This window comes from Photobacterium sp. Ph5, assembly GCF_022129445.1.
Classification (GTDB): domain Bacteria; phylum Pseudomonadota; class Gammaproteobacteria; order Enterobacterales; family Vibrionaceae; genus Photobacterium.
Genome location: NZ_JADQAQ010000053.1, coordinates 1 through 24392, shown reverse-complemented (window position 1 = coordinate 24392; position 24392 = coordinate 1). Strand labels below are relative to the sequence as shown.

At 41.2% G+C, this 24392-nt stretch carries 26 protein-coding genes and 3 tRNA genes; 20 read left to right on the top strand and 9 right to left on the bottom strand.

The window, feature by feature from the left end; translation table 11 throughout:
- Positions 1-95 precede the first annotated feature (95 nt).
- The 4 genes from mscS to epd all read right to left on the bottom strand — a co-directional run bounded on the left by mscS (position 96) and on the right by epd (position 4837).
- Positions 96-980 carry a small-conductance mechanosensitive channel MscS gene (mscS, locus tag I3259_RS16950; protein ID WP_238030905.1) on the bottom strand — a complete coding sequence of 295 codons (885 nt, stop codon included), beginning with the start codon at positions 978-980 and terminating at the stop codon, positions 96-98.
- A gap of 309 nt (positions 981-1289) precedes the next feature.
- Positions 1290-2366 (bottom strand): class II fructose-bisphosphate aldolase, encoded by a 1077-nt coding sequence (gene fbaA, locus I3259_RS16945; RefSeq protein ID WP_238030903.1) that lies wholly within the window; start codon positions 2364-2366, stop codon positions 1290-1292.
- Between the two features lie 161 nt (positions 2367-2527).
- Positions 2528-3691 (bottom strand): phosphoglycerate kinase, encoded by a 1164-nt coding sequence (locus I3259_RS16940; protein WP_238030901.1) that lies wholly within the window; start codon positions 3689-3691, stop codon positions 2528-2530.
- 105 nt (positions 3692-3796) lie between these two features.
- Positions 3797-4837 (bottom strand): erythrose-4-phosphate dehydrogenase, encoded by a 1041-nt coding sequence (gene epd, locus I3259_RS16935; RefSeq protein ID WP_238030900.1) that lies wholly within the window; start codon positions 4835-4837, stop codon positions 3797-3799.
- A 365-nt stretch (positions 4838-5202) separates the two neighbouring features.
- Here epd and I3259_RS16930 point away from each other — a divergent pair, with 365 nt between their 5' ends.
- The 8 genes from I3259_RS16930 to ruvX all read left to right on the top strand — a co-directional run bounded on the left by I3259_RS16930 (position 5203) and on the right by ruvX (position 12298).
- Positions 5203-6162: a DUF2333 family protein gene (locus tag I3259_RS16930; protein ID WP_238030898.1), complete on the top strand. Its 960-nt coding sequence runs from the start codon at positions 5203-5205 to the stop codon at positions 6160-6162.
- Between the two features lie 445 nt (positions 6163-6607).
- Positions 6608-7762: a methionine adenosyltransferase gene (metK, locus tag I3259_RS16925; RefSeq protein WP_238030896.1), complete on the top strand. Its 1155-nt coding sequence runs from the start codon at positions 6608-6610 to the stop codon at positions 7760-7762.
- Between the two features lie 154 nt (positions 7763-7916).
- The gene (locus I3259_RS16920; RefSeq protein WP_238030894.1) at positions 7917-8402 is read left to right on the top strand and encodes a SprT family zinc-dependent metalloprotease; all 486 of its coding nucleotides are present in this window, start codon (positions 7917-7919) and stop codon (positions 8400-8402) included.
- A gap of 118 nt (positions 8403-8520) precedes the next feature.
- Positions 8521-9294, top strand: coding sequence for an endonuclease (locus tag I3259_RS16915; RefSeq protein WP_238030892.1), 774 nt, complete (start codon positions 8521-8523; stop codon positions 9292-9294).
- A 187-nt stretch (positions 9295-9481) separates the two neighbouring features.
- The gene (gene rsmE, locus I3259_RS16910) at positions 9482-10213 is read left to right on the top strand and encodes a 16S rRNA (uracil(1498)-N(3))-methyltransferase (protein WP_238030890.1); all 732 of its coding nucleotides are present in this window, start codon (positions 9482-9484) and stop codon (positions 10211-10213) included.
- 18 nt (positions 10214-10231) lie between these two features.
- Positions 10232-11182, top strand: a complete 951-nt coding sequence (gene gshB, locus I3259_RS16905) for a glutathione synthase (protein ID WP_006647266.1) — start codon at positions 10232-10234, stop codon at positions 11180-11182.
- 124 nt (positions 11183-11306) lie between these two features.
- On the top strand, positions 11307-11870 hold the full coding sequence (locus I3259_RS16900) for a YqgE/AlgH family protein (protein ID WP_238030888.1): 564 nt from the start codon (positions 11307-11309) through the stop codon (positions 11868-11870).
- A complete protein-coding gene (ruvX, locus tag I3259_RS16895; RefSeq protein WP_045128821.1) occupies positions 11867-12298 on the top strand; it encodes a Holliday junction resolvase RuvX in 432 nt (143 codons plus the stop codon). Before I3259_RS16900 ends, ruvX begins: the two co-directional genes overlap by 4 nt.
- 359 nt (positions 12299-12657) lie before the next feature.
- Here ruvX and I3259_RS16890 read toward each other — a convergent pair whose 3' ends face one another.
- Positions 12658-13773 carry a PilT/PilU family type 4a pilus ATPase gene (locus I3259_RS16890; RefSeq protein WP_238030887.1) on the bottom strand — a complete coding sequence of 372 codons (1116 nt, stop codon included), beginning with the start codon at positions 13771-13773 and terminating at the stop codon, positions 12658-12660.
- A gap of 33 nt (positions 13774-13806) precedes the next feature.
- Entirely contained in the window at positions 13807-14844 is a 1038-nt protein-coding gene (locus tag I3259_RS16885) for a type IV pilus twitching motility protein PilT (RefSeq protein WP_238030885.1), read from the bottom strand.
- A gap of 22 nt (positions 14845-14866) precedes the next feature.
- On the opposite strand from I3259_RS16885, the gene I3259_RS16880 reads away from it, so the two are divergent.
- The 7 genes from I3259_RS16880 (at position 14867) to hemW (ending at position 19781) form a co-directional block, all read left to right on the top strand.
- Positions 14867-15577 carry a YggS family pyridoxal phosphate-dependent enzyme gene (locus tag I3259_RS16880; protein ID WP_238030883.1) on the top strand — a complete coding sequence of 237 codons (711 nt, stop codon included), beginning with the start codon at positions 14867-14869 and terminating at the stop codon, positions 15575-15577.
- Between the two features lie 85 nt (positions 15578-15662).
- Positions 15663-16481, top strand: a complete 819-nt coding sequence (proC, locus tag I3259_RS16875) for a pyrroline-5-carboxylate reductase (RefSeq protein ID WP_238030881.1) — start codon at positions 15663-15665, stop codon at positions 16479-16481.
- A 9-nt stretch (positions 16482-16490) separates the two neighbouring features.
- A complete protein-coding gene (locus I3259_RS16870; RefSeq protein WP_238030880.1) occupies positions 16491-17045 on the top strand; it encodes a YggT family protein in 555 nt (184 codons plus the stop codon).
- Positions 17042-17335, top strand: coding sequence for a DUF167 family protein YggU (gene yggU / locus I3259_RS16865; protein WP_238030878.1), 294 nt, complete (start codon positions 17042-17044; stop codon positions 17333-17335). Before I3259_RS16870 ends, yggU begins: the two co-directional genes overlap by 4 nt.
- A 144-nt stretch (positions 17336-17479) precedes the next feature.
- A complete protein-coding gene (locus tag I3259_RS16860; protein WP_238030876.1) occupies positions 17480-17905 on the top strand; it encodes a DUF4426 domain-containing protein in 426 nt (141 codons plus the stop codon).
- A gap of 118 nt (positions 17906-18023) precedes the next feature.
- Positions 18024-18617: an XTP/dITP diphosphatase gene (locus I3259_RS16855; RefSeq protein WP_105060963.1), complete on the top strand. Its 594-nt coding sequence runs from the start codon at positions 18024-18026 to the stop codon at positions 18615-18617.
- Positions 18618-19781 (top strand): radical SAM family heme chaperone HemW, encoded by a 1164-nt coding sequence (hemW, locus tag I3259_RS16850; RefSeq protein ID WP_238030874.1) that lies wholly within the window; start codon positions 18618-18620, stop codon positions 19779-19781.
- Positions 19782-19845: 64 nt separating this feature from the next.
- Here the strand turns inward: hemW and I3259_RS16845 are convergent, their stop codons facing one another.
- The 3 genes from I3259_RS16845 to trmB all read right to left on the bottom strand — a co-directional run bounded on the left by I3259_RS16845 (position 19846) and on the right by trmB (position 22087).
- On the bottom strand, positions 19846-20262 hold the full coding sequence (locus I3259_RS16845) for a YggN family protein (RefSeq protein ID WP_238030872.1): 417 nt from the start codon (positions 20260-20262) through the stop codon (positions 19846-19848).
- Between the two features lie 49 nt (positions 20263-20311).
- A complete protein-coding gene (gene glsB / locus I3259_RS16840) occupies positions 20312-21232 on the bottom strand; it encodes a glutaminase B (RefSeq protein WP_238030870.1) in 921 nt (306 codons plus the stop codon).
- Positions 21233-21349: 117 nt separating this feature from the next.
- Positions 21350-22087, bottom strand: a complete 738-nt coding sequence (gene trmB / locus I3259_RS16835) for a tRNA (guanosine(46)-N7)-methyltransferase TrmB (protein ID WP_238030869.1) — start codon at positions 22085-22087, stop codon at positions 21350-21352.
- Positions 22088-22374: 287 nt separating this feature from the next.
- Between trmB and mutY the strand changes: the two genes are divergently transcribed.
- From mutY to I3259_RS16810, 5 genes are all read left to right on the top strand, one after another.
- Positions 22375-23439 carry an A/G-specific adenine glycosylase gene (mutY, locus tag I3259_RS16830; RefSeq protein ID WP_238030867.1) on the top strand — a complete coding sequence of 355 codons (1065 nt, stop codon included), beginning with the start codon at positions 22375-22377 and terminating at the stop codon, positions 23437-23439.
- Positions 23440-23568: 129 nt separating this feature from the next.
- Positions 23569-23841: an oxidative damage protection protein gene (locus I3259_RS16825; protein ID WP_238030865.1), complete on the top strand. Its 273-nt coding sequence runs from the start codon at positions 23569-23571 to the stop codon at positions 23839-23841.
- Positions 23842-24014: 173 nt separating this feature from the next.
- Positions 24015-24090 (top strand) — tRNA-Phe (locus I3259_RS16820).
- Positions 24091-24133: 43 nt separating this feature from the next.
- Positions 24134-24209: transfer RNA gene (locus I3259_RS16815), tRNA-Asn, on the top strand.
- A 50-nt stretch (positions 24210-24259) separates the two neighbouring features.
- Positions 24260-24335, top strand: a tRNA-Thr gene (locus I3259_RS16810).
- Positions 24336-24392 lie beyond the last annotated feature (57 nt).

Below are 24392 nucleotides of genomic sequence, written 5' to 3'. Positions count from 1 at the left end.
CTATGCGACTAGGCCTTCAAGAAAACGTGAATTATCTTAATTCACATGCATTAGGCCTATTAGGCCCCATTTCTATTCGTTATGCTTTAAATAAATTAAGCATCAACTTTATTTAGGTGAACATCCATTTGTGGGAATGGGATTTCGATACCTTCTTTATCAAGCTCTTCTTTAATTGCTTGATTAAGATCGAAGTATACCGCCCAGTAATCAGGGGTATTAACCCATGGACGTACCACGAAGTTCACAGAAGAGTCAGCAAGTGCAACAACACCAATTGTTGGCTCAGGATCTTTAAGAACACGCTCATCAGCAGTTACAACACGCTTAAGCACTTCTTTTGTTTTTTGAAGATCAGCGCTGTAAGAAACACCAATTACAAGGTCAATACGACGTGTCGCATTACGAGAGTAGTTTGTAATTGGGTTACCAATGATAGATGAGTTTGGTACTACAACTGTTTTGTTATCAGGCGTACGTAGCTCTGTAGAGAAAATCTGAATTGATTCAACTGCACCCGAAACACCAGCAACTTCAACAAAATCACCAGATTTAAATGGACGGAAAGCAACAATCAGAACGCCTGCAGCAAAGTTCGATAGAGAGCCCTGAAGAGCAAGACCAACCGCAAGACCCGCGGCACCGATCACTGCTACCACTGAAGCTGTTTGAACACCAATACGGCTAAGAGCAGCAATTAATACAATAACGAACAATAAGTAACGAACTAGGCCGTGAATAAATTCAACAACCGCATTGTCCATTTCTTTCTTACGTAATACTTTAGCAACTGCGCCAGCAACTGCCTTAACAATCATATTACCGATAAATAAAATTAGAAGTGCTGAAACAAGATTTACTGCGTATTGGATCAAAAGATCCTGGTTATCACTCAGCCAGTTTCCAGCGTGCAACACACCATTAGTTAATGTGTTATCAGAAATTTTTTCGACAACCTTGTCTGTAACGCTCTCAGTCATTTGAAGTGCTCTCTCTTATGTTTACTTAAAATAAATCTATAGCGTAAGTCGTAGATAGCATGATTATTCTACGAGTTACTCCATTAGAACTGTCTTTCCGTTTGTCTATCTCATAGCGAAAAAACATACTACGGAATTTGGGTGCCAATTATTCCCGTTTTTACTAGTAAATAGCTACTAAAAAAAACGATGTTTACATAAATTAACTTAAATATCACTAAAGAACAATTTAAGTACAATCCAATGCGAAATACAAAAAAAAAGCCCGCCGAAGCGGACTTTTTCACATTTTATATAGCTGAAGTTCGATTAAAGAACATCAACTGCGTTTAGATCAGCGAATGCTTTCTCTAGACGCTCAACCATTGATACTTGACCTGCACGTAACCATACGCGTGGATCGTAGTATTTCTTGTTAGGCGCTGACTCACCAGTTGGGTTACCGATTTGACCTTGTAGGTAATCGTGGTTTTCAGCTTCGTAGCGACGGATACCATCCCAACAAGCCCACTGTGTATCTGTATCGATGTTCATTTTGATAACACCGTAACCGATAGACTCTTGGATTTCAGCTTCAGAAGAACCTGAACCACCGTGGAATACGAAATCTAGAGAGTTAGTTGGAAGACCAAACTTCTCTGAAACGTATGCTTGAGAATCACGTAGGATAGTTGGAGTTAGTACAACGTTACCTGCTTGGTAAACACCGTGTACGTTACCGAAAGAAGCAGCGATAGTGAAACGAGGGCTAACAGCGCTTAGTTTCTCGTATGCGTATGCAACGTCTTCTGGAGAAGTGTAAAGCTCTGATGCGTCCATGTGAGAGTTATCAACGCCGTCTTCTTCACCACCAGTACAACCTAGTTCGATTTCTAGTGTCATGTTCATCTTAGCCATACGCGCAAGGTACTTAGCTGAGATTTCGATGTTCTCTTCTAGCGACTCTTCAGAAAGGTCGATCATATGAGAAGAGAATAGAGGCTTACCAGTTTGAGCGAAGAACTCTTCACCTGCGTCTAGTAGACCGTCGATCCAAGGAAGCAGTTTCTTAGCAGCGTGGTCTGTATGAAGAATTACAGGAATACCGTAAGACTCAGCAACAGCATGAACGTACTTAGCACCAGCGATAGCGCCAAGGATTTGTGGACCTTGACCTTCTAGTTTAAGACCTTTACCACCAAAGAATGCAGCACCGCCGTTAGAGAACTGAACGATAACTGGAGACTTAACTTTAGCTGCCGCTTCTAGTACTGCGTTAACAGAATCTGTACCGATACAGTTAACAGCTGGAAGTGCGAAGTTGTTTTCTTTAGCTACTGCAAATACTTTCTGAACGTCGTCGCCAGAAATAACACCAGGTTTTACAAAATCAAAGATCTTAGACATAACAATAGTCCTATTATTTACTTTGTTGTCTGTGGAAAAATTCTTGTGCAAACGTTTGCGATTGCTTGCTATTCTACTGAAAGTTGATAGCTATCACAAACATTTAAACGTGGAAGCAACACTCATATTTAGTGTAAATTCGGCTCCCACGCCCAAAATAATTATGCTTTAGCGCGAGACTCTAGCATTTCAACTGCTGGTAATTTCTTACCTTCAACGAACTCAAGGAACGCACCGCCACCTGTTGAGATGTAAGATACTTTATCTTTGATGCCGTACTTATCGATAGCCGCTAGTGTGTCACCACCACCTGCTACAGAGAAGCCCGCAGATTCTGCGATTGCGTTAGCAACAACTTCGGTACCTTTACCAAATTGCTCGATTTCGAATACGCCTACAGGGCCGTTCCAAAGAATCGTTTTCGCGTTCATGATGATGTCAGCAAGCGCTTGTGCTGAATCAGGACCTAGGTCAAGAACCATATCGTCAGCTGCGATGTCTGATGCTGATTTAACTGTTGCTTCAGCTGTGTCAGAGAACTCTTTAGCACATACAACATCTGTTGCTACTGGGATGTTAGTGCTTGCCATTAGCTCTTTCGCTGTTGGGATTAGGTCAGCTTCGTATAGAGACTTACCTACATCGTTGCCTTCAGCCGCGATGAATGTGTTAGCAATACCACCACCAACAACAATTTGGTCAGCAATTTTAGATAGTGACTCAAGTACAGTTAGCTTAGTTGATACTTTTGAACCACCAACAATAGCAACCATTGGACGCGCTGGGTTGTCCATTGCTTTGCCTAATGCTTCTAGCTCACCTGCTAGTAGAGGGCCAGCACATGCAACTGGTGCAAACATACCTACACCATAAGTTGATGCTTGTGCACGGTGAGCCGTACCAAATGCATCCATCACGAATACGTCACAAAGTGCAGCGTATTGCTTAGATAGTTCGTCTTCGTTTTTCTTCTCGCCCTTGTTGAAACGTACGTTCTCAAGAACAACAAGCTCGCCTGCATTTAGCTCAAGACCATTTAGGTAATCTTTTGCTAGTTTAACGTCACAATCTAGTGCGTCGTTTAAGTAGTTAACTACAGGCTGTAGAGAGAATTCTTCTGCGTATTCGCCTTCCGTTGGACGACCTAGGTGAGAAGTAACCATTACTTTAGCGCCAGCTTCTAGGCAACGCTTAATTGTAGGTAACGATGCAATGATACGTGCATCTGAAGTTACTTTACCGTCTTTTACTGGTACGTTTAGGTCAGCACGAATAAATACACGCTTACCAGCTAGATCCAGATCAGTCATCTTGATTACAGACATGTTTTGTCCTCTCAAACATTATTAAAAATAAAAGTTCATAAAATTGACAGCCTGTCGTCATTAATGTTCCAACGCCAAGCCCAGTAATTCTTACTATTTTACTTTTCAAGCATCCGTATTTTCGGTTGCATGCATTGCTAACGCTGTATCCAACATACGATTAGCAAAGCCCCATTCATTGTCACACCACACCAGCAATTTAATTAAATGCTGGTTGCTTACCCTAGTTTGGCTGCCATCAACGATTGCACTATGGGGATCGTGATTAAAGTCAATCGACACTAAAGGCGCTTCTGTGTAATCCACAATACCACTTAATGTACAACGAGACGTATTTTTTAATGATTGATTTACGTCATTAACTTTCACATTTGTTTTAACTGTGACACTCAAATCCATAGCAGTGACATTTATTGTGGGCACCCTCACAGAAATGGCCTCAAATTTGTCGGAAAACTTCGGAAATATACGACCAATTCCAAGGTGTAGTTTGGTATCAACAGGAATAATTGACTGACTTGCTGCGCGCGTTCGGCGTAAATCAGGATGATAAGCATCAATGACTTGTTGATCATTCATAGCGGAATGAATTGTCGTAATAGTGCCTGATTCAATACCAAACTGATCATCTAAGATTTTAATAATGGGGACAATACAGTTGGTTGTACATGAACCATTGGAAACAATGCGGTGCTGAGATGTTAATTGTTGATGATTAACACCATAGATAACGGTGCAATCAATATCTTTACTAGCAGGATGAGAAAATAATACTTTTTTAGCGCCAGATGCAATATGCGCTAAACCGTCATCACGGGAACCAAACTTACCCGTACAATCTAATACAATATCGACATCAAGATCATGCCAAGGCAGCAGTTTTAGATCGGGTTGGTGAAGGATACGAATGGGATCTTGGCGACCATTTTCATGGGCAATAAAAAGATGCTCCTGATCATGACTGACAGGATTTCTGAAACGCCCATGGCTAGAATCGTATTGAAGTAGGTGGGCCATTGCTTCTGGCTCTGCTAATTCGTTAACTGCCACGACGTTAATTTGATGATGTTTGTCGCTTTCATACAATGCGCGAAGCACACTGCGACCAATGCGACCGAATCCATTTATTGCGACTTTTAGTGTCATATCCGTGCTACAAAAATACTAAGCGGCATTAGTGTATACCAAGCTAGATACAGAATCACCATAATTGTGACATCTCTCACCAAGCAGACTTAATATCTAATAGAACCAAATAGATAGACTCATTACCTGTCAATATTTTAGCGTAAATCTTCCACTTTAATCTTTAAAATTCACTGATTTCTAGGCTTTAAACAGCGAAATATCACGTATTAAAAAGTCATTATTTGTTCATTCAGCGTCTTTTTCTACGCATTAATAAACGGCGTTTAATATTAGGATTGGTATTAACAAACCTTCACTTTTTTACATATAGCTAATAGATAAATGAAAAAAAGTTCATATTAAGCAATCCCAAAGAGGTGGTTATGTCGAAAGTAAAAGTCATCAGTGGCGTAGTATTCTTCACCTTCGTACTTTACTTTTTGTCTGTTTATTGGTCATTTGAACCAGATACATTTAATCCAAACAGTTATGCGGCAGAGCAGGCCAAGCTCAATCATCAAACCTTAACAACAGGGTATGAGACCACCACAACACTGATCCATATTTCAGAATTACTGATTAATAAGCAAGGCGGGTTCCTTACTAACGATAAATTACCACCCAGCTTATTAATGGATAACATGCCGGCATGGGAAACGGGTGTGTTAACACAAGTACGAGATATGGCACTGGTACTAAAAGATAATCTTAGCCGTCCCCAAAATGAAAGCCATATCGATTCAGATTTAAAAGAAGCTCAGCCAGCGCTCAATATCAATAGCCATAGTTGGAACTTTCCAAGCGCAGAATCTGAATATCAAAATGCAATTGACGCCCTTACTCGATACCGTGACCGCCTTTCGGCATCTCGCCACCCAGCACAATTTTATTCACGGGATGATAATTTAGTGGCTTGGCTTGAAGTAGTACAAAAACGCTTAGGCACTATTTCACAAGATCTTGGCTCATCTGTGGGCGAACCACAGTTAATAATGGATAGCAAAGCAGAAGGTAAGGAAGTTTCACTCAATGCGCCGAAAACAAGCTGGTTCAAAATTGATAATATTTTTTACGAATCACGAGGCTCTACTTGGGCCATATTGCTGCTAATGAAAGCAATGAAACATGACTTTGAACCACTGTTAGAAGAAGAAAAATCAACGGTCATGATTGATCAGATAATTCGTGAGCTTGAAGCAACCCAAGAAACGGTTTGGAGTCCAATGATTTTAAATGGTATGGGATTTGGTTTATTACCTAACCACTCTTTGATCATGGCAAATTACGTATCTCGCGCTCAAGCAGGCACCGTTGATCTCATCAATCTACTAGAAAAAAGATAATAAATTCTTGCCGTATGATAGATACAGCAATCTATAACGAACGCCACCAGCATACGAAGCGGACTTTATAGCCTATAAAATATTGCTTGTACTCAGGCATATAAAGTCTGTTTATCGTTATTTTTAATAAAAGAAACTTTATATAGTCAATTTGTGATTACATTTTTGAGATAAAAAAGATCACACTGTAATCACGAAAGAAAAATATCATTATTTATCAAATTGTTAGATAAATACTGTACCTGTAAACCACCACAATAGAGCTATTTAATTTTTTTATACAACAAGAAACCCTAGTTTTCATGTTGTTGATTTTATCTGTTCTCGATGTATTATAGACGTCTAGACGGAAGTAGCTCTATACATATAAACGTACATACAGCTATATAACAGCGTTATAAACGCTACCGTGCGACTAAATTCAAAAGAAAGTGAGGCGCTACTGATGGCAAAACATTTATTCACTTCTGAGTCGGTATCAGAAGGTCATCCAGATAAAATTGCAGATCAGATTTCAGATGCTGTATTGGATGCAATTATTGAACAAGATCCTAAAGCACGTGTAGCTTGTGAAACTTACGTAAAAACCGGCATGGTAATGGTTGGTGGTGAGATCACAACATCTGCTTGGGTTGATATTGAAGAGCTAACACGTGAAACCGTGCGTGAAATCGGTTATGTCCATTCAGATATGGGCTTTGATGCAAACTCTTGTGCAGTAATGAACACCATCGGTAAGCAGTCTCCTGATATCAACCAAGGTGTTGATAAAACCGATCCTAAAGAGCAAGGTGCTGGTGACCAAGGCATCATGTTTGGTTACGCAACCAATGAAACTGAAGTGTTCATGCCTGCGCCTATCACTTACTCTCACCGCTTAGTTCAGCGTCAAGCGGAAGTGCGTAAGAATGGTACGCTTCCTTGGTTACGTCCTGATGCAAAATCTCAGGTAACGTTCGCTTACGATCAAGGAAAAATTGTTGGTATTGATGCAGTTGTTCTATCAACTCAGCACAGTGAGTCAATTTCAACACCAGATCTGCGAGAAGCAGTAATGGAAGAAATCATCAAACCAGTACTGCCTGCAGAATGGTTAAATAAAGAGACAAAATTCTTTATCAACCCAACTGGTCGTTTCGTTATCGGTGGCCCAATGGGTGACTGTGGTTTAACTGGTCGTAAGATCATCGTCGATACCTACGGCGGTGCTGCACGCCACGGTGGTGGTGCTTTCTCTGGTAAAGATCCATCAAAAGTTGACCGCTCTGCAGCATATGCTGCACGTTATGTGGCAAAAAATATCGTCGCAGCAGGCATGGCAGATCGTTGTGAAATCCAACTTTCTTACGCTATCGGTGTAGCCGATCCTACATCTATCATGGTGGAAACATTTGGTACTGAAAAAGTAGCACATGAGATCATTATTGAAGCTGTACGCCAGCACTTCGACCTACGTCCATACGGCCTACAAGAAATGCTAGATCTTCTACAACCAATCTATAAGAAGACTGCAGCTTACGGTCACTTTGGTCGTGAAGAGTTCCCTTGGGAAAAAACAGATAAAGTGGCTGCACTTCGCGATTTCGCAAACATTAAGTAATACACTTAATCGTGCACAAAAAAGGACGCTCAGGCGTCCTTTTTTATTACTTGTCGTTTATCTATTTGCAATAAAAACACCGTTCTCCCCTACTCTCGCCAGCGCTTTATCTTCGGTGTATAGTGCCGTTCTCAATAACAAAGAACGAGTAAAAATGAATTCACTGCAACAACAAGTAATCAAACGAGTCGAACACGCCATCAAAACCGCCAATCAACGCCTTAATAAACGTTTAAAAATGCCGACTGTGACTTTTACCCAACGAGGGAAAATTGCGGGAAGTGCGCGATTACAAAGCTGGGAAGTACGTTTTAACCCAGTCTTACTCAATGAAAACGCAGACGCTTTTCTAAACGAAGTCGTTCCTCACGAAGTGGCACATTTAATCGTGTTTAAACTGTTTGGCCTAGTAAAACCGCATGGTAGAGAATGGCAATTGATCATGCGAGAAGTATTTCAAGTAGCACCAAGAACAACACATAGCTTTGATGTCAGCTCTGTCTCAGGTGACACTTACCTCTATAAATGCAGCTGTAGCGAATATCCGTTAACCATTCGCCGACATAACCGTATCTTACGTGGACAAGCCAACTACCATTGTCGCCGATGCCGTGAAGTTTTGGTGTATTCACCTCAGTAGCGTACGATTTTGTATAAAAATAATCCAAAAGCACTGTTACAAATAATTGCGACACACTTCTCAAAGAGAAAAATATCAGTAAGCTAGTGGTACAATAAATAATTAATGAACTACATTCATGACACGTATCTCAAGCTGTTTTGCTATTGCCCTACTGTTACCTGTTACCGCATTTGCGACCTCTTATAAACCAAGCGAACTTGGTAACACGACAAATCCCTCTTTCAGCAAAGCAAAAAAAATCATGCAAACGGAAATTTATATTTCTCCTCAAGACATGAAAACCATTTACTGTGGTGCTGATTTCAACAATAAAAAATACGTAACATTACCATCCGGCTTTACCACTGAAGTATATAAAAAACGTGTTAAGCGCTGGGAAGCGGAGCATGTTGTTCCGGCCGAGAACTTTGGTCGTGCTTTTAGTGAGTGGCGTGAGGGTGCTGCCGTTTGTGTTGATAGTAAAGGAAAAGCCTTTAAAGGCCGTAAATGTGCTGAAAAAGCTAATAACGAATACCGCTTAATGCAATCCGACCTTTATAATTTATACCCTGCTATTGGTGCCGTTAATGCTGCAAGGCAAAACTATAATTATGTGATGCTGCCTAAAACCAACAGCAAGAATTATCGTTCATTTGGTAGTTGCGACATGATCATTGATAAAAAAGATCACGATGCTCAACCGCCAGAGCGTGCTCGCGGTGTGATAGCTCGTACCTATATGTATTTTGAAACCGTATATCCAAAATACAAAATGAGTCGTCAACAACGCCAATTAATGAATAGTTGGGATAAGCAATACCCTGTATCTAAATGGGAATGTGAACGTGCCGCTAAGATTGAAAAGATCCAAGGCAATGTCAATCCAATCCTAGCGAGTCGATGCGCGTAAAACGTTTCAGTACCGTAACTTGTTATGTATGAGAGGTCATACATAACATTTTTATGACTCTCCCTAACCATAACAACCATGTTGCGATAGAAATAACATGTTTTATTTAAGTCCGAATAATTGGCGAATTGCTCATCCATGTTAAGATTCGTCATTACTCTTTTTTTATTGCATAGATGACCGCATTATGAGAATTCCACGTATTTATCATCCAGAATCTTTACCTTCTCACGGCAAGGTAATGCTCAGTGACGATGCTGCTAACCATGTTGGTCGCGTTATGCGTATGCAAGCAGGTCAAGAACTATTAATGTTTGATGGCAGTAATGCAGAGTTTCCCTCTGTGATCACCAACGCAAGTAAAAAAAGCGTTGAAGTTGAGATCCAATCTCGGGTTGAAAACAGTATTGAATCCCCACTAGATATCCATTTAGGTCAGGTGATTTCACGTGGTGATAAAATGGAATTTACTATTCAAAAATCAGTAGAGTTAGGGGTAAATACCATTACACCGCTAATTTCAGAACGCTGTGGCGTTAAATTAAATGCTGAGCGTTTTGAAAAGAAACTCGAACAATGGCAAAAGATCGCCATTGCTGCCTGTGAGCAATGTGGTCGTAACGTTGTACCCACCATTCGCCCAGTAATGAAACTGGAACAATGGTGTGCTGAAGAATATGATGGATTAAAGCTCAATTTACACCCTCGTGCTAAGTATTCCATTAATACCTTGCCGACACCTGTGACTAATGTACGTTTGTTGATTGGTCCTGAAGGCGGTTTATCAGCGGAAGAAATCGGCATGACGGAAGAATATAAATTTGATGAAATTTTGTTGGGGCCTCGTGTACTTCGTACTGAAACCACAGCAATGACAGCCATCACCGCACTGCAAGTACGTTTTGGTGATTTAGGCTAATTAGATTAGGAGAACACAATGATCAAACTGGGTATCGTGATGGACCCTATCGAGTCTATCAATATCAAGAAAGATTCAAGCTTTGCCATGATGTTAGAAGCTCAGCGTCGTGGTTGGGAAATTCATTACATGGAAATGAATGATCTTTCGTTAGAGCAAGGTAAAGCGATTGCTCGTACTCGCGTGGTAACGGTACAACAAGATCCTGAACACTGGTTTGATTTTCACAGCGAACAAGAAATTGAGCTATCAGATCTTGATGCTGTCTTAATGCGTAAAGATCCTCCTTTCGATACTGAATACATTTACGCAACGTACATTCTTGAGCGTGCCGAAGATAACGGTGCACTGATTGTAAATAAGCCGCAAAGCCTACGTGACTGTAATGAAAAACTGTTTACTGCGTGGTTCCCTGAGCTGACACCAACGACTATTGTTACTCGTCGTGCCGAGAAACTAAAAGCCTTCCACCAAGAACACGGTGATGTGATCTTAAAACCACTTGATGGCATGGGTGGCTCGTCGATTTTCCGTGTAATGAAAGGCGATCCTAACGTATCGGTGATCATTGAAACACTGACTAATATGGGTCAAAACTACTGCATGGCGCAAACCTTTGTGCCTGATATTAGTAATGGCGATAAGCGTATATTAGTGGTTGATGGCGAGCCTATGCCTTATTGCCTAGCGCGTATTCCTGCTAAAGGGGAAACTCGCGGTAACTTAGCTGCTGGCGGTCGTGGTGAAGCGCGTCCAATCAGTGAAACCGATCGTAAGATCGCAGAAACAGTTGCGCCAGTACTAAAAGAAAAAGGCCTTATTTTTGTTGGTCTTGATGTGATTGGTGACAAGCTAACGGAAATTAACGTGACGAGCCCAACCTGTATCCGTGAAATTGAAGCGGCTTTTGATATCTCAATTACAGGTAAATTAATGGATGCTATCGAACGTCGAGTAAACGCGAAGTAATATCGCTTTACTGACAATCATCAACCATACTCAAATCAAGAATGCAGCGGCAATGTCGCTGCTTTTTTGCCTATCAGTCACGAGTGGAACGCTCGCTGGTTTGTATCAAACTCTGGTGTTGTAGATGAATTTGACTAACCACTTTTTAGTGGCGATGCCCACTATGCAAGATCCTCAATTTAAGCAAAGTGTTATTTATCTTTGTGAGCATAATGATGAAGGCGCTATGGGGATCATTATCAATCAACCTATCGATATTTCTATTGCTGATATGTTGGAGCAAATAGAAGTAGAGAGAAAACTGCCTGTTGCCGATCCTATTAGTTTAGAATCACTGGTGCTTAATGGTGGACCCGTTTCTGAAGATCGGGGTTTTGTACTTCACACTACAAAAGGTGAATATAGTTCAAGTTTGCCGGTGAATAACGAATTAGCCGTGACCACCTCACTTGATATTTTATCTGAGCTGGGTACTTCACTAGCGCCCACACAATTTCTGGTCGCACTGGGTTATGCCGGATGGGATGCAGGTCAATTAGAGCAAGAACTGGTTGATAACAATTGGCTCACTATTGAAGCCGATGACACCATTATTTTTTCCACTCCTATCGACGAACGTTGGCATAAAGCCATTGAAAAACTTGGCTTTACGCCAACAAACCTTTCTTTAGATATAGGTCACGCATGAGTCAATCTCGCAGTGTATTAGGTTTTGATTATGGCACCAAAAGTATTGGTGTTGCTATTGGTCAAGAGCTCACAGGAACCGCTACTCCCCTTGCCGCTTTAAAAGCAAAAGATGGCATCCCCAATTGGGATGATATTGAAAAGATTTTAAAAGAATGGCTCCCTGATTTAGTCGTTGTTGGATTACCTTTAGATCTTGAAGGTAAAGAACTTGAAAGCATTACACCACGAGCGAAAAAATTTGCTAACCGCTTACATGGTCGTTTTGGTTGCCAAGTTGAATTACATGATGAACGTTTAAGTACTGTTGAAGCAAAAGCAGAGCTGTTTGAGCGTGGGGGTTATCGCTCATTAAGTAAAGGTAATATCGACTCACAATCCGCTGTCGTTATTTTAGAAAGCTGGTTTGAACGTCAATACGGCGCTTAATATTACAAGTTTCCAAAACAAAAAAGACAAGTCCTGTTGAGGTACTTGTCTTTTTTATTATCTAATAACCCAACAATTGTCGAAACCTTGTACAGCTTTTTTCTTATTGATCATCATAAAGCTAAACACGATCAAAACCTGTTCTAAGATCCATCCCCAAGGCCTTGCTGTTTCTTGTTTGTGCAGCTTGTACTGCTTTTGTACCTCTTGAACTCAAAAGCTTCACCGACAATCACCACTTAAATATGTAAATTTAATTTACTTTAAATTCAACAAGTTAATCTTAAAATGAAATAATACATTAAACATGAGTGATTGGTTCATGATGATCCTAATGTATTAAGATCATCACTGGCATATTACTGAAGATCTAATTTCACCCCAGATAACGTACTGGTACTGTTTGACGTTTTATTATTAGGATCACCGACTTTAATCATCAAGCGAAGATCATTTGGTGAATCAGCGTGGTGCAGCGCATCTTGCTCGGTGATTTTCCCATCTCGAAATAATGCATATAACGATTGATCAAACGTCACCATTCCCGCTTGATTTGATTTCGCCATCACATCTTTAATTTCATGTAACTCTCCGCGACGGATCAAATCGGCGACACGTGGCGTATTGAGCAGCAGTTCATAAACACCATGTCGTCCGACACCATTAGCATCAGGGATCAGCTGTTGCGCTAAAATACATTTCAGGTTTAACGACAGATCAAACAAAAACTGCTCACGACGCTCTTTTGGTACAAGGTGAAGAATACGCTCAAGTGCTTGGTTGGCGTTATTTGCGTGCAAGGTTGCCATACACAAATGACCTGTTTCGGCGAAGGTCATCGCATATTCCATCGTCTCACGACTGCGGATCTCACCGATCAAGATCATATCTGGAGCCTGGCGCAGTGAATTTTTCAGTGCTACCTCATAACTGGCAGTATCAAGCCCTACCTCACGCTGAGTAATAATGCATTTGTTATGTTCATGGATAAACTCTATCGGATCTTCCACCGTTAAAATATGCCCACTGCGGTTTTGATTTCTAAAACCGGTCATCGCTGCCATTGAGGTCGATTTACCCGAGCCTGTCGCACCAACAACAAGTACTAAACCACGTTTTGCCAGCGCCAATCGCTCCATATCTAACGGTAGGTTAAGTTCATGAATATTTGGTATCTTGGTTTCGATTCGACGAACTACAATGCCAGGCAGTTCACGTTGCCAAAAGGCACTTAAACGAAAACGGCAACCATTACGAACAATGGCAAAATTGGCCTCACGTGTCGCAATAAATTCTTTATACTGCTCCTCGTCCATGGCTTCGTGAAATAGCGAATCTACCGCTTCACGATCAAGTAACTCGCCAAGATTATGTAAGTTACCATCAACTTTTAGCAAACATGCTGAACCGACGGTGATATATAAATCCGACGCTTTACGCTCAACCATTTGCGCTAATATACTATCTAAATTCATCTCTTTTCCTACCTCGTTAAACCTGAGGTGTTATTAGAAACCGCGCTGGCTGGTATCAACGATACGACGACCTTCTTCCGCTTCAACTAAACCTTTCGCCACCAGCATTTTCACGCTCTGCTCCATGGTTTGCATCCCCATAGATGAACCTGTTTGGATCATCGAAAACATTTGCGCGACTTTATCTTCACGGATCAAATTACGAATCGCAGGTGTTGCCATCATAATTTCATGGCTTGCTACACGACCACCGGTTACACATTTCAATAAGCTTTGTGATACCACGGCACGTAACGACTCCGATAACATGGAGCGAACCATGGATTTATCACTACCAGGAAAAACATCAATAATACGGTCAACGGTTTTTGCAGCAGAGCTGGTATGCAAAGTACCTAAAACTAAGTGACCCGTTTCAGCAGCGGTTAACGCTAAACTGATCGTTTCCTGATCACGAAGCTCACCAACTAAAATGACATCGGGATCTTCACGTAGCGCCGAACGCAGTGCGTTTTGGAAACCCAATGTGTCACGGTGCACTTCTCGTTGGTTGATCAAACAACGTTTACTGCTGTGAACAAATTCAATCGGATCTTCAATCGTCAGAATATGACGGTTATAGTTAGTATTGATATAATCAACTAACGCAGCAATCGTGGTCGATTTACCCGAGCCCGTCGCACCGGTAACTAATACAAGCCCACGATTAAGCTGAGCAATATCATAAAAAACATCAGGAACGTTTAACGATTCCAATGTTGGTATATGAATAGGGATGGTTCGAAACACTGCCGAACAACCACGAGATTGATGAAAAGCATTAACCCTGAAGCGACCGATGTCGGGAATTTCAAATGAAAAATCGACTTCTAAGTTTTCTTCATACTCACGACGTTGGGCATCGTTCATAATGTCAAACACTAAACGGTGCACTTCACTGTGATCGAGTGCTGGCATACTGAGTTTTCTAACATCGCCGTCAACACGAATTATCGGTGGAACACCAGCAGAAAGATGTAGATCCGATGCGTTATGCTTTACACTAAAATCCAGTAATTCGGTGATATCCATAAATTTTCCCCAAGAATCAATTATGACTAGTATCAAACAAAATATTGCTGAGGTCATCAACCAGATCACCTTAGCAACTGAAAAATGCGGCAGGGCTGCAGATTCCGTGCAACTATTGGCTGTAAGTAAAACCAAGCCAGTGGAAGCGATCGAAGAAGCCATCGCTGCAGGCCAATATGCCTTTGGCGAAAACTATGTACAGGAAGGTGTCGATAAGGTAAATCACTTTTCAAACCATAGTGATAAAAACTTACTTACATGGCATTTTATTGGCCCAATCCAATCCAATAAAACGCGTCTAGTTGCAGAGCACTTTGATTGGGTACATTCAATTGATCGTGTGAAAACCGCTAAGCGTTTAAGCGATCAACGCCCAGCGTCAATGGCACCGCTTCAAGTATTACTGCAAGTTAATAGCAGTGCTGAGGTAACAAAATCAGGGATAACTTTGGCTGAAGTGCCTGCACTGGCCGCAGAAATAGCAGCAATGCCAAATATTGAACTACGTGGTTTAATGTCAATCCCACAACCGGCCACAGATTACGACAGTCAATTTTCCACTTTTAAAGCGTTGGCTGATACACTAGAACAGCTGAAATTGACCTATCCAAACGTTGATACATTATCAATGGGTATGAGTGGTGATATGGAAGCTGCAATCGCTGCCGGCAGCACAATTGTTCGTATTGGCACCGCGATTTTTGGTGCTCGTGATTACAGCAACAAAGAATAATAACTAACACACGTACTGTTCATGACAACAACCGCTCAGTTAAGGTAAAAAACATTACGTTTGTACCTATTTATAAGGATTTTACATGGAACAACGCTCAATTGCCTTTATTGGGGCAGGTAATATGGCTCGCTCAATTATCGCAGGATTAGTTGCTAGCGGTTACGATGCAAAAAAAATCACGGCTACCGCCCCTAGCGATGCTCGCCGTGAACCTTTAGCGCGTGACTTTGGTATTCATACCACTAGCGATAACTTCAATGCTGCTCAAGTTGCTGATGTCGTTGTTCTTGCAGTAAAACCACAACTTATGGAAGATGTGTGTAAACCACTGCAAGAGATTAACTTTACGGGTAAATTGGTGATATCTATTGCTGCTGGTATTAATTGCGATCGCTTATGTGAAATGCTCGGTCAGCCCGTTGAATTAGTTCGTGTGATGCCAAATACCCCCTCTTTAATTGGTAAAGGGATGAGTGGCTTATATGCGAAACCACAACTCACAGAAACTGACCGTTTATTTGCAACCCAGCTATTACAAGCCGTAGGCGAAATTTGTTGGGTACAGGAAGAATCAGGCATTAATGGTATTATTGCAGCAGCAGGTAGTGCGCCAGCCTACTTCTTCTTATTCATGGAAGCGATGCAGCAAGAAGCGATGAATCAAGGGTTTGATGCCGATACTGCACGCCTACTGGTTCAGCAAGCCGCTTTGGGTGCTGCTGAATTAGTAAAAGCAAATCCAGACACTTCATTGTCGATACTACGTGATCAAGTCACTTCAAAAGGTGGTACGACAGCTGAAGCTATTAATACATTTAATCAACATCAATTGTCAGATATTGTTGCTAAAGCGATGCAAGCGGCGGTATCTCGCGCTAAAGAAATGGAACAATTGTTTTAAGGTTTATCTATGAATCCTTTCGTTTACCTAGTTCAAACCGGCTTTGATCTTTACATCATGGTCGTATTATTACGAGTTTGGTTACAATGGTCACGTGCTGACTTTTATAATCCCTTCTCACAATTTATTGTTAAAGCGACCCAACCGATCGTTGCGCCATTACGTCGTGTGATCCCATCAATTGGTTCGCTCGATATGGCAACGGTACTGTTTGCTTATGTACTGTGTGTTGCTAAATTTATCATCATTATTTCGATCAGTGGTGGTGGTTTTGTCTTTGAGCCGAGCTTCCTATTCTTGGGCCTATTAGCATTATTAAAAGCAGCTGGTAGCTTATTATTCTGGGTACTATTGATACGTGCAATTTTAAGCTGGGTTAGCCAAGGTCGTAGCCCTATCGAATATGTCATGCACCAATTAACTGAACCACTAATGGCACCTGTTCGCCGCGTTCTACCTGCGATGGGCGGTTTAGATTTGAGTATTTTGGTTATCTTTATCGCACTACAATTTGCTAACTACGCAATGGGCTCTTTAGTCGGTAACGTGTGGTACATGTTGTGACAGAAAAAACCATCTATCGTGATGATGACGATCTCATTATCCGACTTTATATCCAGCCAAAAGCAAGCCGCGATCAAATCGTCGGCTTGCATGGCAACGAAGTAAAAATTGCCATTACCGCGCCACCGGTGGACGGAAAAGCCAATGCCCATTTAGTAAAGTACCTTTCAAAACAATTTAAGGTCGCTAAAGGGTTAATTCATGTAGAAAAAGGCTTACAAGGTCGGCATAAACAAATTCGGATTGAAGCGCCAAAAATCATTCCCTCAGAGATAGCTACCATCATGTAATTTGATCGGTTCAACAAAGCGAATATCAATTTCTGATATTCGCTTTTTTTATCTCTGCTGTATTAGCTACAATCATCTAGTAAAGCAATATGCCATGATATAAAGGAAATAATTCAGTGACTCACTGAAAGATAAGGATACCTCATGAAAATATTACTCAGTCTGCTACTGCTCATTTTCACACTGCCTAGTTATGCTGAACAATTCAAACGATTTGGCGACTTAGAAGTACATTATTCTAGTTTTGCTTCAACGTTTTTAACGCCACAAATTGCCAGCCACTATAAAATTCAGCGTAGCCGTTACAGTGCTTTAGTCAATATCGCGATTCTCGATACCAGTAAAGTAGAAAAAACAGCCGTAACAGCACAATTAACCGGTATTGCTCGTAATATATTAGGACAGCAAAAAACTTTAAACTTTAGAGAAATAAAAGAAGGAAAATCAATTTATTACATCGCAGAATTTAAACACACTAATGATGAAACGTTGAATTTTACGATCACTATTTTCTCTAACGGTAAAAAAGAAACACTGGCCTTTAAGCAGACCTTCTTCGTTGACAAGTAAGCACTTGAGCATCAATCTCTTCTACAATCACTAGGCGCACTCGCGCCTTTTTTATTACGATAACAACCGTTATTATAGCCGCCAATATTACATAGCTTGACGTTCAAAAGGCATCAAAATGAGTAAACTTGTACTAGCAACAGGCAACCAAGGCAAAGTAAAAGAAATGGCCGATTTACTGGCTGATTTTGGTTTTGATGTAGTCGCGCAAAGTGATTATAACGTTTCATCCGTTGCTGAAACGGGCACCACATTTATTGAAAATGCGATCATTAAAGCGCGCCATGCGGCAAAGGAAACAGGCCTTCCAGCTATTGCCGATGACTCTGGCTTAGAAGTTGATCACCTCAACGGTGCACCAGGTATTTATTCTGCACGTTTTGCTGGTGAAGACGCATCAGATGCTGACAACATTGATAAACTACTTGCGGAAATGAAAGATGTACCCGCCGAGCAACGTACTGCACGTTTCCATTGTGTGCTTGTGATGATGCGTCATGAAAATGATCCAACGCCACTAGTATGTCATGGCTCTTGGGAAGGTAGCATCTTAACTGAACGTCATGGCGAAAATGGTTTTGGTTACGATCCGGTATTTTGGGTACCCGAAGATCAATGTGCTTCAGCTCAACTTCCACCTGCTCGTAAAAAACAACTATCACACCGTGGTAAAGCACTACAGCAATTGTTTAGCGCATTAAAGGCCGATTAAATGCTTGTTCCTCCACCACTGAGTTTATATGTCCACATCCCTTGGTGTGTACAAAAATGTCCTTATTGTGATTTCAACTCTCACGCCTTAAAGACAGATCTTCCTGAGCTTGATTATATTGATGCCTTAATTGACGACTTAGAAACCGATCTTAGCGCTTATCAGTTAATCAATGGAGCACGACCTCTACATTCAATTTTTATTGGTGGAGGCACCCCTAGCTTGATCTCTCCAAGTGAGATTGGTCGTTTATTAAAAGCCATTGAGCAACGCATTCCATTTAGTGATGATATTGAAATCACGATGGAAGCCAACCCTGGCACGGTGGAAGCGGGTCGTTTTGAAGCTTATCGCCAAGCGGGTGTAAACCGTATTTCTATTGGTATTCAAAGTTTTCAAAATGAAAAACTCGAACGTCTTGGTCGTATTCATGGCGCAGATGAAGCGATCCGTGCTGCCGGACTTGCAAAAGAAGCGGGATTAAAAAGCTTTAATGTCGATCTTATGCATGGCTTACCAGATCAAAGTGTGAGTGATGCGATCAGTGATTTAAAGCAAGCGATCGCGCTCGAACCACCGCACTTATCTTGGTATCAGCTGACAATTGAACCCAATACCTTGTATTACTCAAAACCACCGATATTGCCTGATGACGACGACTTGTGGGATATTTTTGAGCAAGGTCACCAACTTTTAACAGAAGCCGGTTATCAGCAATATGAAATATCAGGCTACAGCAAGCCAGGAAAACAATGTCAGCATAACCTGAACTACTGGCGTTTTGGTGATTACCTTGGCATTGGTTGTGGCGCACATGGCAAAATCAGTTTTTCTGATGGGCAAATCATACGTACCGTTAAAGTCAAACATCCTCGTGGATATTTACAAGCAGATAAGCCGTATTTAACACAAGAGAATAAGGTTGCTGATGATGAACGTCCGTTCGAGTTCTTTATGAATCGTTTTCGTTTACTAGAATCCTGTCCAAAGCAAGATTTTGTCGCAAGAACAGGTTTAGCATTAACGACCATAGAACCGACAATTGATTGGGCGATAGCGCAAAACTACCTCCAAGATACAGGCGATCATTGGCAAATCACCGAACACGGTAAATTGTTCTTAAATGATCTCCTAGCAGCCTTCGTTGACGATGATAACGAATAGTATCCAATAAAAAAGCGAGCACGATGTTATTCACAGTGCTCGCTTTTTTCTTTTTACATGCTGACTAATTTAACGTGACGCTACGCCAGTTTTTTAATGCAGGAATCGCATCCTGCAACCGTTGTTCTTGTTCTATCCGCAGCGAAACAAAGTCACACACTTGCTTATCAATACGCTGAGAATGCGACAACAAATAAGGCAAGTCATTATCTAAAAGATCGTAATAGTCCGATAATAATTGTGTTTGTTTAGGACTCAGTGCAACCTTATGTACATCGAAAAACATCCGCCCTTTAGCATCAACAATGAATTCTTGCTTACCTTGTACTAAGGTTAACCGTCCCTCATTTAAACTCAGTGAATTATGCCATTGTGGTTCACATTCAACCGCATGAGCCGATACCGTAAAGAAGCTGAACATCGCTACTATTGCGCCGAATATCGATGTTTTTAGTCCGTGAAACCCCTTATTCATTAACATACGATTCTCCCCCTAATGTGAGCCTCGCTGTTTTATGTATACGGGCTCACTAAAAAATAGAACGTCCAATACGTTCTGATAATTTTTCTAACGCTGCAGTCCCTGCAACAGAATTACCGGATTGATCAAGTTCTGGCGACCACACAGCAATCGTCATCTCACCCGGTACAATCGCAATAATGCCACCACCTACACCAGACTTTCCTGGCATACCAACACGATAAGCAAATTCACCTGCGCCATCATATAAACCACAGGTCGCAAGCAATGCATTTATATGCTTACTTTTAGTTTGGCTGATAATTCTTTTTTTCGCGCCTAAAGGAAGCCCTTTATTTGCTAAATAGCTAAATGTTCTGGCAAGATCGACACAACTCATCTTGAGAGCGCAATAACTAAAATAATTAGTAAGCACTGGCATTACTTCATTATCAAAATTACCAAAAGAACGCATCAAATAAGCGATAGAAGCATTACGATCGCTATGTTGCATTTCAGAGCTTGCCACTACTTTGTCGTAGACAATATGTGGGTTACAAGATAGCTCTCGCACTAATTCCAACATTCGATATTGTGGCGCACATAAACGGCTATGTAGTAAATCGGACACCACAATCGCCCCGGGATTAATAAACGGATTACGTGGGATGCCTTTTTCTAACTCAAGCTGGATCATAGAGTTAAACGCTTGACCTGATGGCTCTTTTCCAACTCGAGACCACAACTCTTCAGGCTCATATAACGTCATGGCCAGTGTTAACGACAACACCTTAGAGATAGATTGAATAGAAAAACCTTCTTGGCTATCACCCGCTTGAATAATTTCTCCGTCGTTATAGCACACTGCAATACCTAATTTACTCGCAGGTACGTTAGCTAAAGCAGGAATATAGTCAGCCACTTTTCCTTGGCCTATCAATGGCCTTACTTCATCTAATACTTCATTTAGCAATGTAGCTGTTGGCTTCATATCTCTTTCTCCAAGGGGAAAAAAAGCCAACACAAGGTTGGCTTTTTCATCGATTTAACAAAGCATCATTAAATCAATAATGTCTTATTTCTTCAGCATATAATGCCAAAAGAGAAATTATTCAGTACGCTCGTACTTCATATCCCAAACGCCGTGACCTAAACGATGACCACGAGCTTCGAATTTGGTTAATGGGCGATCTTCAGGACGATCAATATAAGCACCGTCTGTTGCCGTATTACGGTAACCAGGTGCTGCATCCATCACTTCAACCATATGCTCTGCGTAATTTTCCCAGTCAGTTGCCATATGGAAAATACCACCGATTTTAAGCTTTTTACGCAGCATTTCAGCAAATTCAGGCTGAACGATACGACGCTTATGGTGACGAGCTTTATGCCATGGGTCAGGGAAAAATAGCTGTACAGTATCTAAGCTACCATCAGGGATCATGTATTCAAACACTTCAACGCCATCGTGACACATTACACGAAGGTTAGTTAAACCCGCATCTTCCGCACCCATTAGACACGCACCCACGCCTGGGCTATGTACTTCGATACCAATAAAGTTTTTTTCAGGGGCATTTTTAGCCATTTCAACTAATGATGCACCCATACCAAAACCAATTTCTAACACTACTGGCGCTTCACGGTTATATACTTCTTTCCAGTCCAGCATTTGCTTGGCGAAATCAATACCCATAGTTGGCCAGTTGTTTTCCATCGCATGTTCTTGGCCCTTAGTTAAACGGCCTTCACGACGGACAAAGCTACGGATCTTACGAACCAGTTTGCCATCTTCGGTAAATTCGGTCAGGGTCACTTCACCTGACTTCTTTGAAACTTCGCTCATGCTAATAACTATCCAAACAAAAAAGAAACGGATTGGCATTATCCAAAGTTATCGACTCAATTCAAGTCTATCAATTGCGACAATGGCCAGTTTATGGTGCAATCTTGCCCATAATAGACAATAAATAACGTTGCACTTCTGTTTGCAGTATAAGTGATTGCACTAGCGGACACCAATTTTCACTGTGTAGCGAAAAATAACTTAATAGCTACTCCTCATTGGCAAATACCATATCCTTTTGCGCAGTATAAAGATAAGTCGCTATAAACTGTAAAGTGAGCACAACATTGAGTACGACATTTTCCGATGCCATTTTAGCGTGGTATGACAAATTCGGTCGCAAAACCCTACCTTGGCAACAAAATAAAACCCCATATAAAGTATGGCTTTCAGAAATCATGTTGCAACAAACCCAAGTAGCAACAGTGATCCCTTACTTTGAACGTTTTATGGAGCGCTTTCCTACCGTGCAAGACTTAGCGGCTGCAGAGCAAGATGAAGTCTTACACTTATGGACAGGACTTGGCTATTACGCCCGCGCGCGTAACCTCCATAAAGCAGCGCAATTAATTATTAGCGAACATAACGGTATTTTCCCGACAGATATCAATCAAGTCCAAGCATTACCGGGTATTGGTCGTTCAACAGCAGGTGCTGTTCTTTCACTCTCGCTCGCTCAACGCCACCCTATTTTAGATGGCAATGTGAAACGTACGCTTGCTCGTTGTTACGCGATTGAAGGCTGGCCGGGTAAGAAAACCGTTGAAAACAAATTATGGCAGATAGCAGAGAAAAATACGCCTGAAATGGGAGTCGAGCGCTATAACCAAGCCATGATGGATATGGGAGCAATGATTTGTACCCGTAGCAAACCTAAATGTGAATTATGTCCTGTAAGCACACAATGCATTGCTCTCAAAGAATTACGACAAACCGATTTTCCGGGTAAAAAACCGAAAAAAACCTTACCTGAAAAACAAACATGGTTCGCTATTTTACAGTACGGCAATAAAGTTTGGTTAGAACAACGCCCACAAGTCGGTATTTGGGGAGGGCTTTGGTGTTTCCCTCAACATGACAATGCTGATTTAACATCGCTATTAGACAAGCAATTAGGGCAACAACTATCACTTATCGAACAGCAAAGTCAGTTAACCGCTTTTCGTCATACGTTTAGCCACTATCATCTTGATATTGTGCCGATCTTATACGAACTGAAATCACAACCTACAGCGTTCAATGAAGCTTTAGGTCAATGGTATGATCTTAACAATCCACCAAAAATCGGATTAGCTGCACCAGTACAGAAAATTTTAGACAGTTTGGCATACTCGTTAAACCATCAAAAATAGTGCTGTTTTTAGTGCTTTGATTTCCGTTCAGTGATGCTAGATGCCAGTCACTGACTCTGGTATAACTATCAACTAATCACTCATTTTCGCTGAACCTATGTATCAGCGAGTTACAGTAAGGAATATTTCATGAGTCGTACTGTTTTTTGTACTCGACTACAACAAGACGCTGAAGGTTTAGACTTTCAACTTTACCCAGGTGAACTAGGCCAACGTATTTTTGATAATATTTCTAAGCAAGCATGGGCAGAATGGCAAGGAAAGCAAACCATGCTGATCAACGAAAAAAAATTGAATATGATGAACCCAGAACATCGCCAATTGCTAGAAGCCGAAATGGTGAAGTTTTTATTCGAAGGTCAAGATGTGGTTATCGACGGTTACACACCGCCAGAAAAATAAAATGCATCGCTGAGATTTCATCTCTAAATCCGATTTAAATAGATGAAATCTCAATAATGAATATCAAAATCACGCCATAACGAACAAAAAGACAACAAACAACACTATTTATCTTTTTTTATTAAAAAAAGTGTTGACGAAAAGGCTGAAAACCCTTTTAATAGCGCCCCGTTGCCTCGATAGCTCAGTCGGTAGAGCAGAGGATTGAAAATCCTCGTGTCGGTGGTTCGATTCCGCCTCGAGGCACCATATTCATCTCACTTGATACGTCAAGTCAGATAAAAGAGATAATTCCTCTTTAGTTCAGTTGGTAGAACGGCGGACTGTTAATCCGTATGTCGCTGGTTCAAGTCCAGCAAGAGGAGCCACTATTTATTTCTTGGCTCAACAGAGCGGGGAAATTAAAAGAATATCGTGTGCCGACTTAGCTCAGTAGGTAGAGCAACTGACTTGTAATCAGTAGGTCACCAGTTCGACTCCGGTAGTCGGCACCATCTATTCTCTTACTCACGTAAGAAATGCAAAAATAGCAATTTAATTGCTGTGTTTGC

Excerpts from the sequence above, each read along its gene's own strand:
- mscS (WP_238030905.1), bottom strand. The coding sequence starts at position 980 with ATGACTGAGAGCGTTACAGACAAGGTTGTCGAAAAAATTTCTGATAAC.
- fbaA (WP_238030903.1), bottom strand. The coding sequence starts at position 2,366 with ATGTCTAAGATCTTTGATTTTGTAAAACCTGGTGTTATTTCTGGCGAC.
- I3259_RS16940 (WP_238030901.1), bottom strand. The coding sequence starts at position 3,691 with ATGTCTGTAATCAAGATGACTGATCTGGATCTAGCTGGTAAGCGTGTA.
- epd (WP_238030900.1), bottom strand. The coding sequence starts at position 4,837 with ATGACACTAAAAGTCGCAATAAATGGATTCGGTCGCATTGGTCGCAGT.
- I3259_RS16930 (WP_238030898.1), top strand. The coding sequence starts at position 5,203 with ATGTCGAAAGTAAAAGTCATCAGTGGCGTAGTATTCTTCACCTTCGTA.
- metK (WP_238030896.1), top strand. The coding sequence starts at position 6,608 with ATGGCAAAACATTTATTCACTTCTGAGTCGGTATCAGAAGGTCATCCA.
- I3259_RS16920 (WP_238030894.1), top strand. The coding sequence starts at position 7,917 with ATGAATTCACTGCAACAACAAGTAATCAAACGAGTCGAACACGCCATC.
- I3259_RS16915 (WP_238030892.1), top strand. The coding sequence starts at position 8,521 with ATGACACGTATCTCAAGCTGTTTTGCTATTGCCCTACTGTTACCTGTT.
- rsmE (WP_238030890.1), top strand. The coding sequence starts at position 9,482 with ATGAGAATTCCACGTATTTATCATCCAGAATCTTTACCTTCTCACGGC.
- gshB (WP_006647266.1), top strand. The coding sequence starts at position 10,232 with ATGATCAAACTGGGTATCGTGATGGACCCTATCGAGTCTATCAATATC.
- I3259_RS16900 (WP_238030888.1), top strand. The coding sequence starts at position 11,307 with ATGAATTTGACTAACCACTTTTTAGTGGCGATGCCCACTATGCAAGAT.
- ruvX (WP_045128821.1), top strand. The coding sequence starts at position 11,867 with ATGAGTCAATCTCGCAGTGTATTAGGTTTTGATTATGGCACCAAAAGT.
- I3259_RS16890 (WP_238030887.1), bottom strand. The coding sequence starts at position 13,773 with ATGAATTTAGATAGTATATTAGCGCAAATGGTTGAGCGTAAAGCGTCG.
- I3259_RS16885 (WP_238030885.1), bottom strand. The coding sequence starts at position 14,844 with ATGGATATCACCGAATTACTGGATTTTAGTGTAAAGCATAACGCATCG.
- I3259_RS16880 (WP_238030883.1), top strand. The coding sequence starts at position 14,867 with ATGACTAGTATCAAACAAAATATTGCTGAGGTCATCAACCAGATCACC.
- proC (WP_238030881.1), top strand. The coding sequence starts at position 15,663 with ATGGAACAACGCTCAATTGCCTTTATTGGGGCAGGTAATATGGCTCGC.
- I3259_RS16870 (WP_238030880.1), top strand. The coding sequence starts at position 16,491 with ATGAATCCTTTCGTTTACCTAGTTCAAACCGGCTTTGATCTTTACATC.
- I3259_RS16860 (WP_238030876.1), top strand. The coding sequence starts at position 17,480 with ATGAAAATATTACTCAGTCTGCTACTGCTCATTTTCACACTGCCTAGT.
- I3259_RS16855 (WP_105060963.1), top strand. The coding sequence starts at position 18,024 with ATGAGTAAACTTGTACTAGCAACAGGCAACCAAGGCAAAGTAAAAGAA.
- hemW (WP_238030874.1), top strand. The coding sequence starts at position 18,618 with ATGCTTGTTCCTCCACCACTGAGTTTATATGTCCACATCCCTTGGTGT.
- I3259_RS16845 (WP_238030872.1), bottom strand. The coding sequence starts at position 20,262 with ATGTTAATGAATAAGGGGTTTCACGGACTAAAAACATCGATATTCGGC.
- glsB (WP_238030870.1), bottom strand. The coding sequence starts at position 21,232 with ATGAAGCCAACAGCTACATTGCTAAATGAAGTATTAGATGAAGTAAGG.
- trmB (WP_238030869.1), bottom strand. The coding sequence starts at position 22,087 with ATGAGCGAAGTTTCAAAGAAGTCAGGTGAAGTGACCCTGACCGAATTT.
- I3259_RS16825 (WP_238030865.1), top strand. The coding sequence starts at position 23,569 with ATGAGTCGTACTGTTTTTTGTACTCGACTACAACAAGACGCTGAAGGT.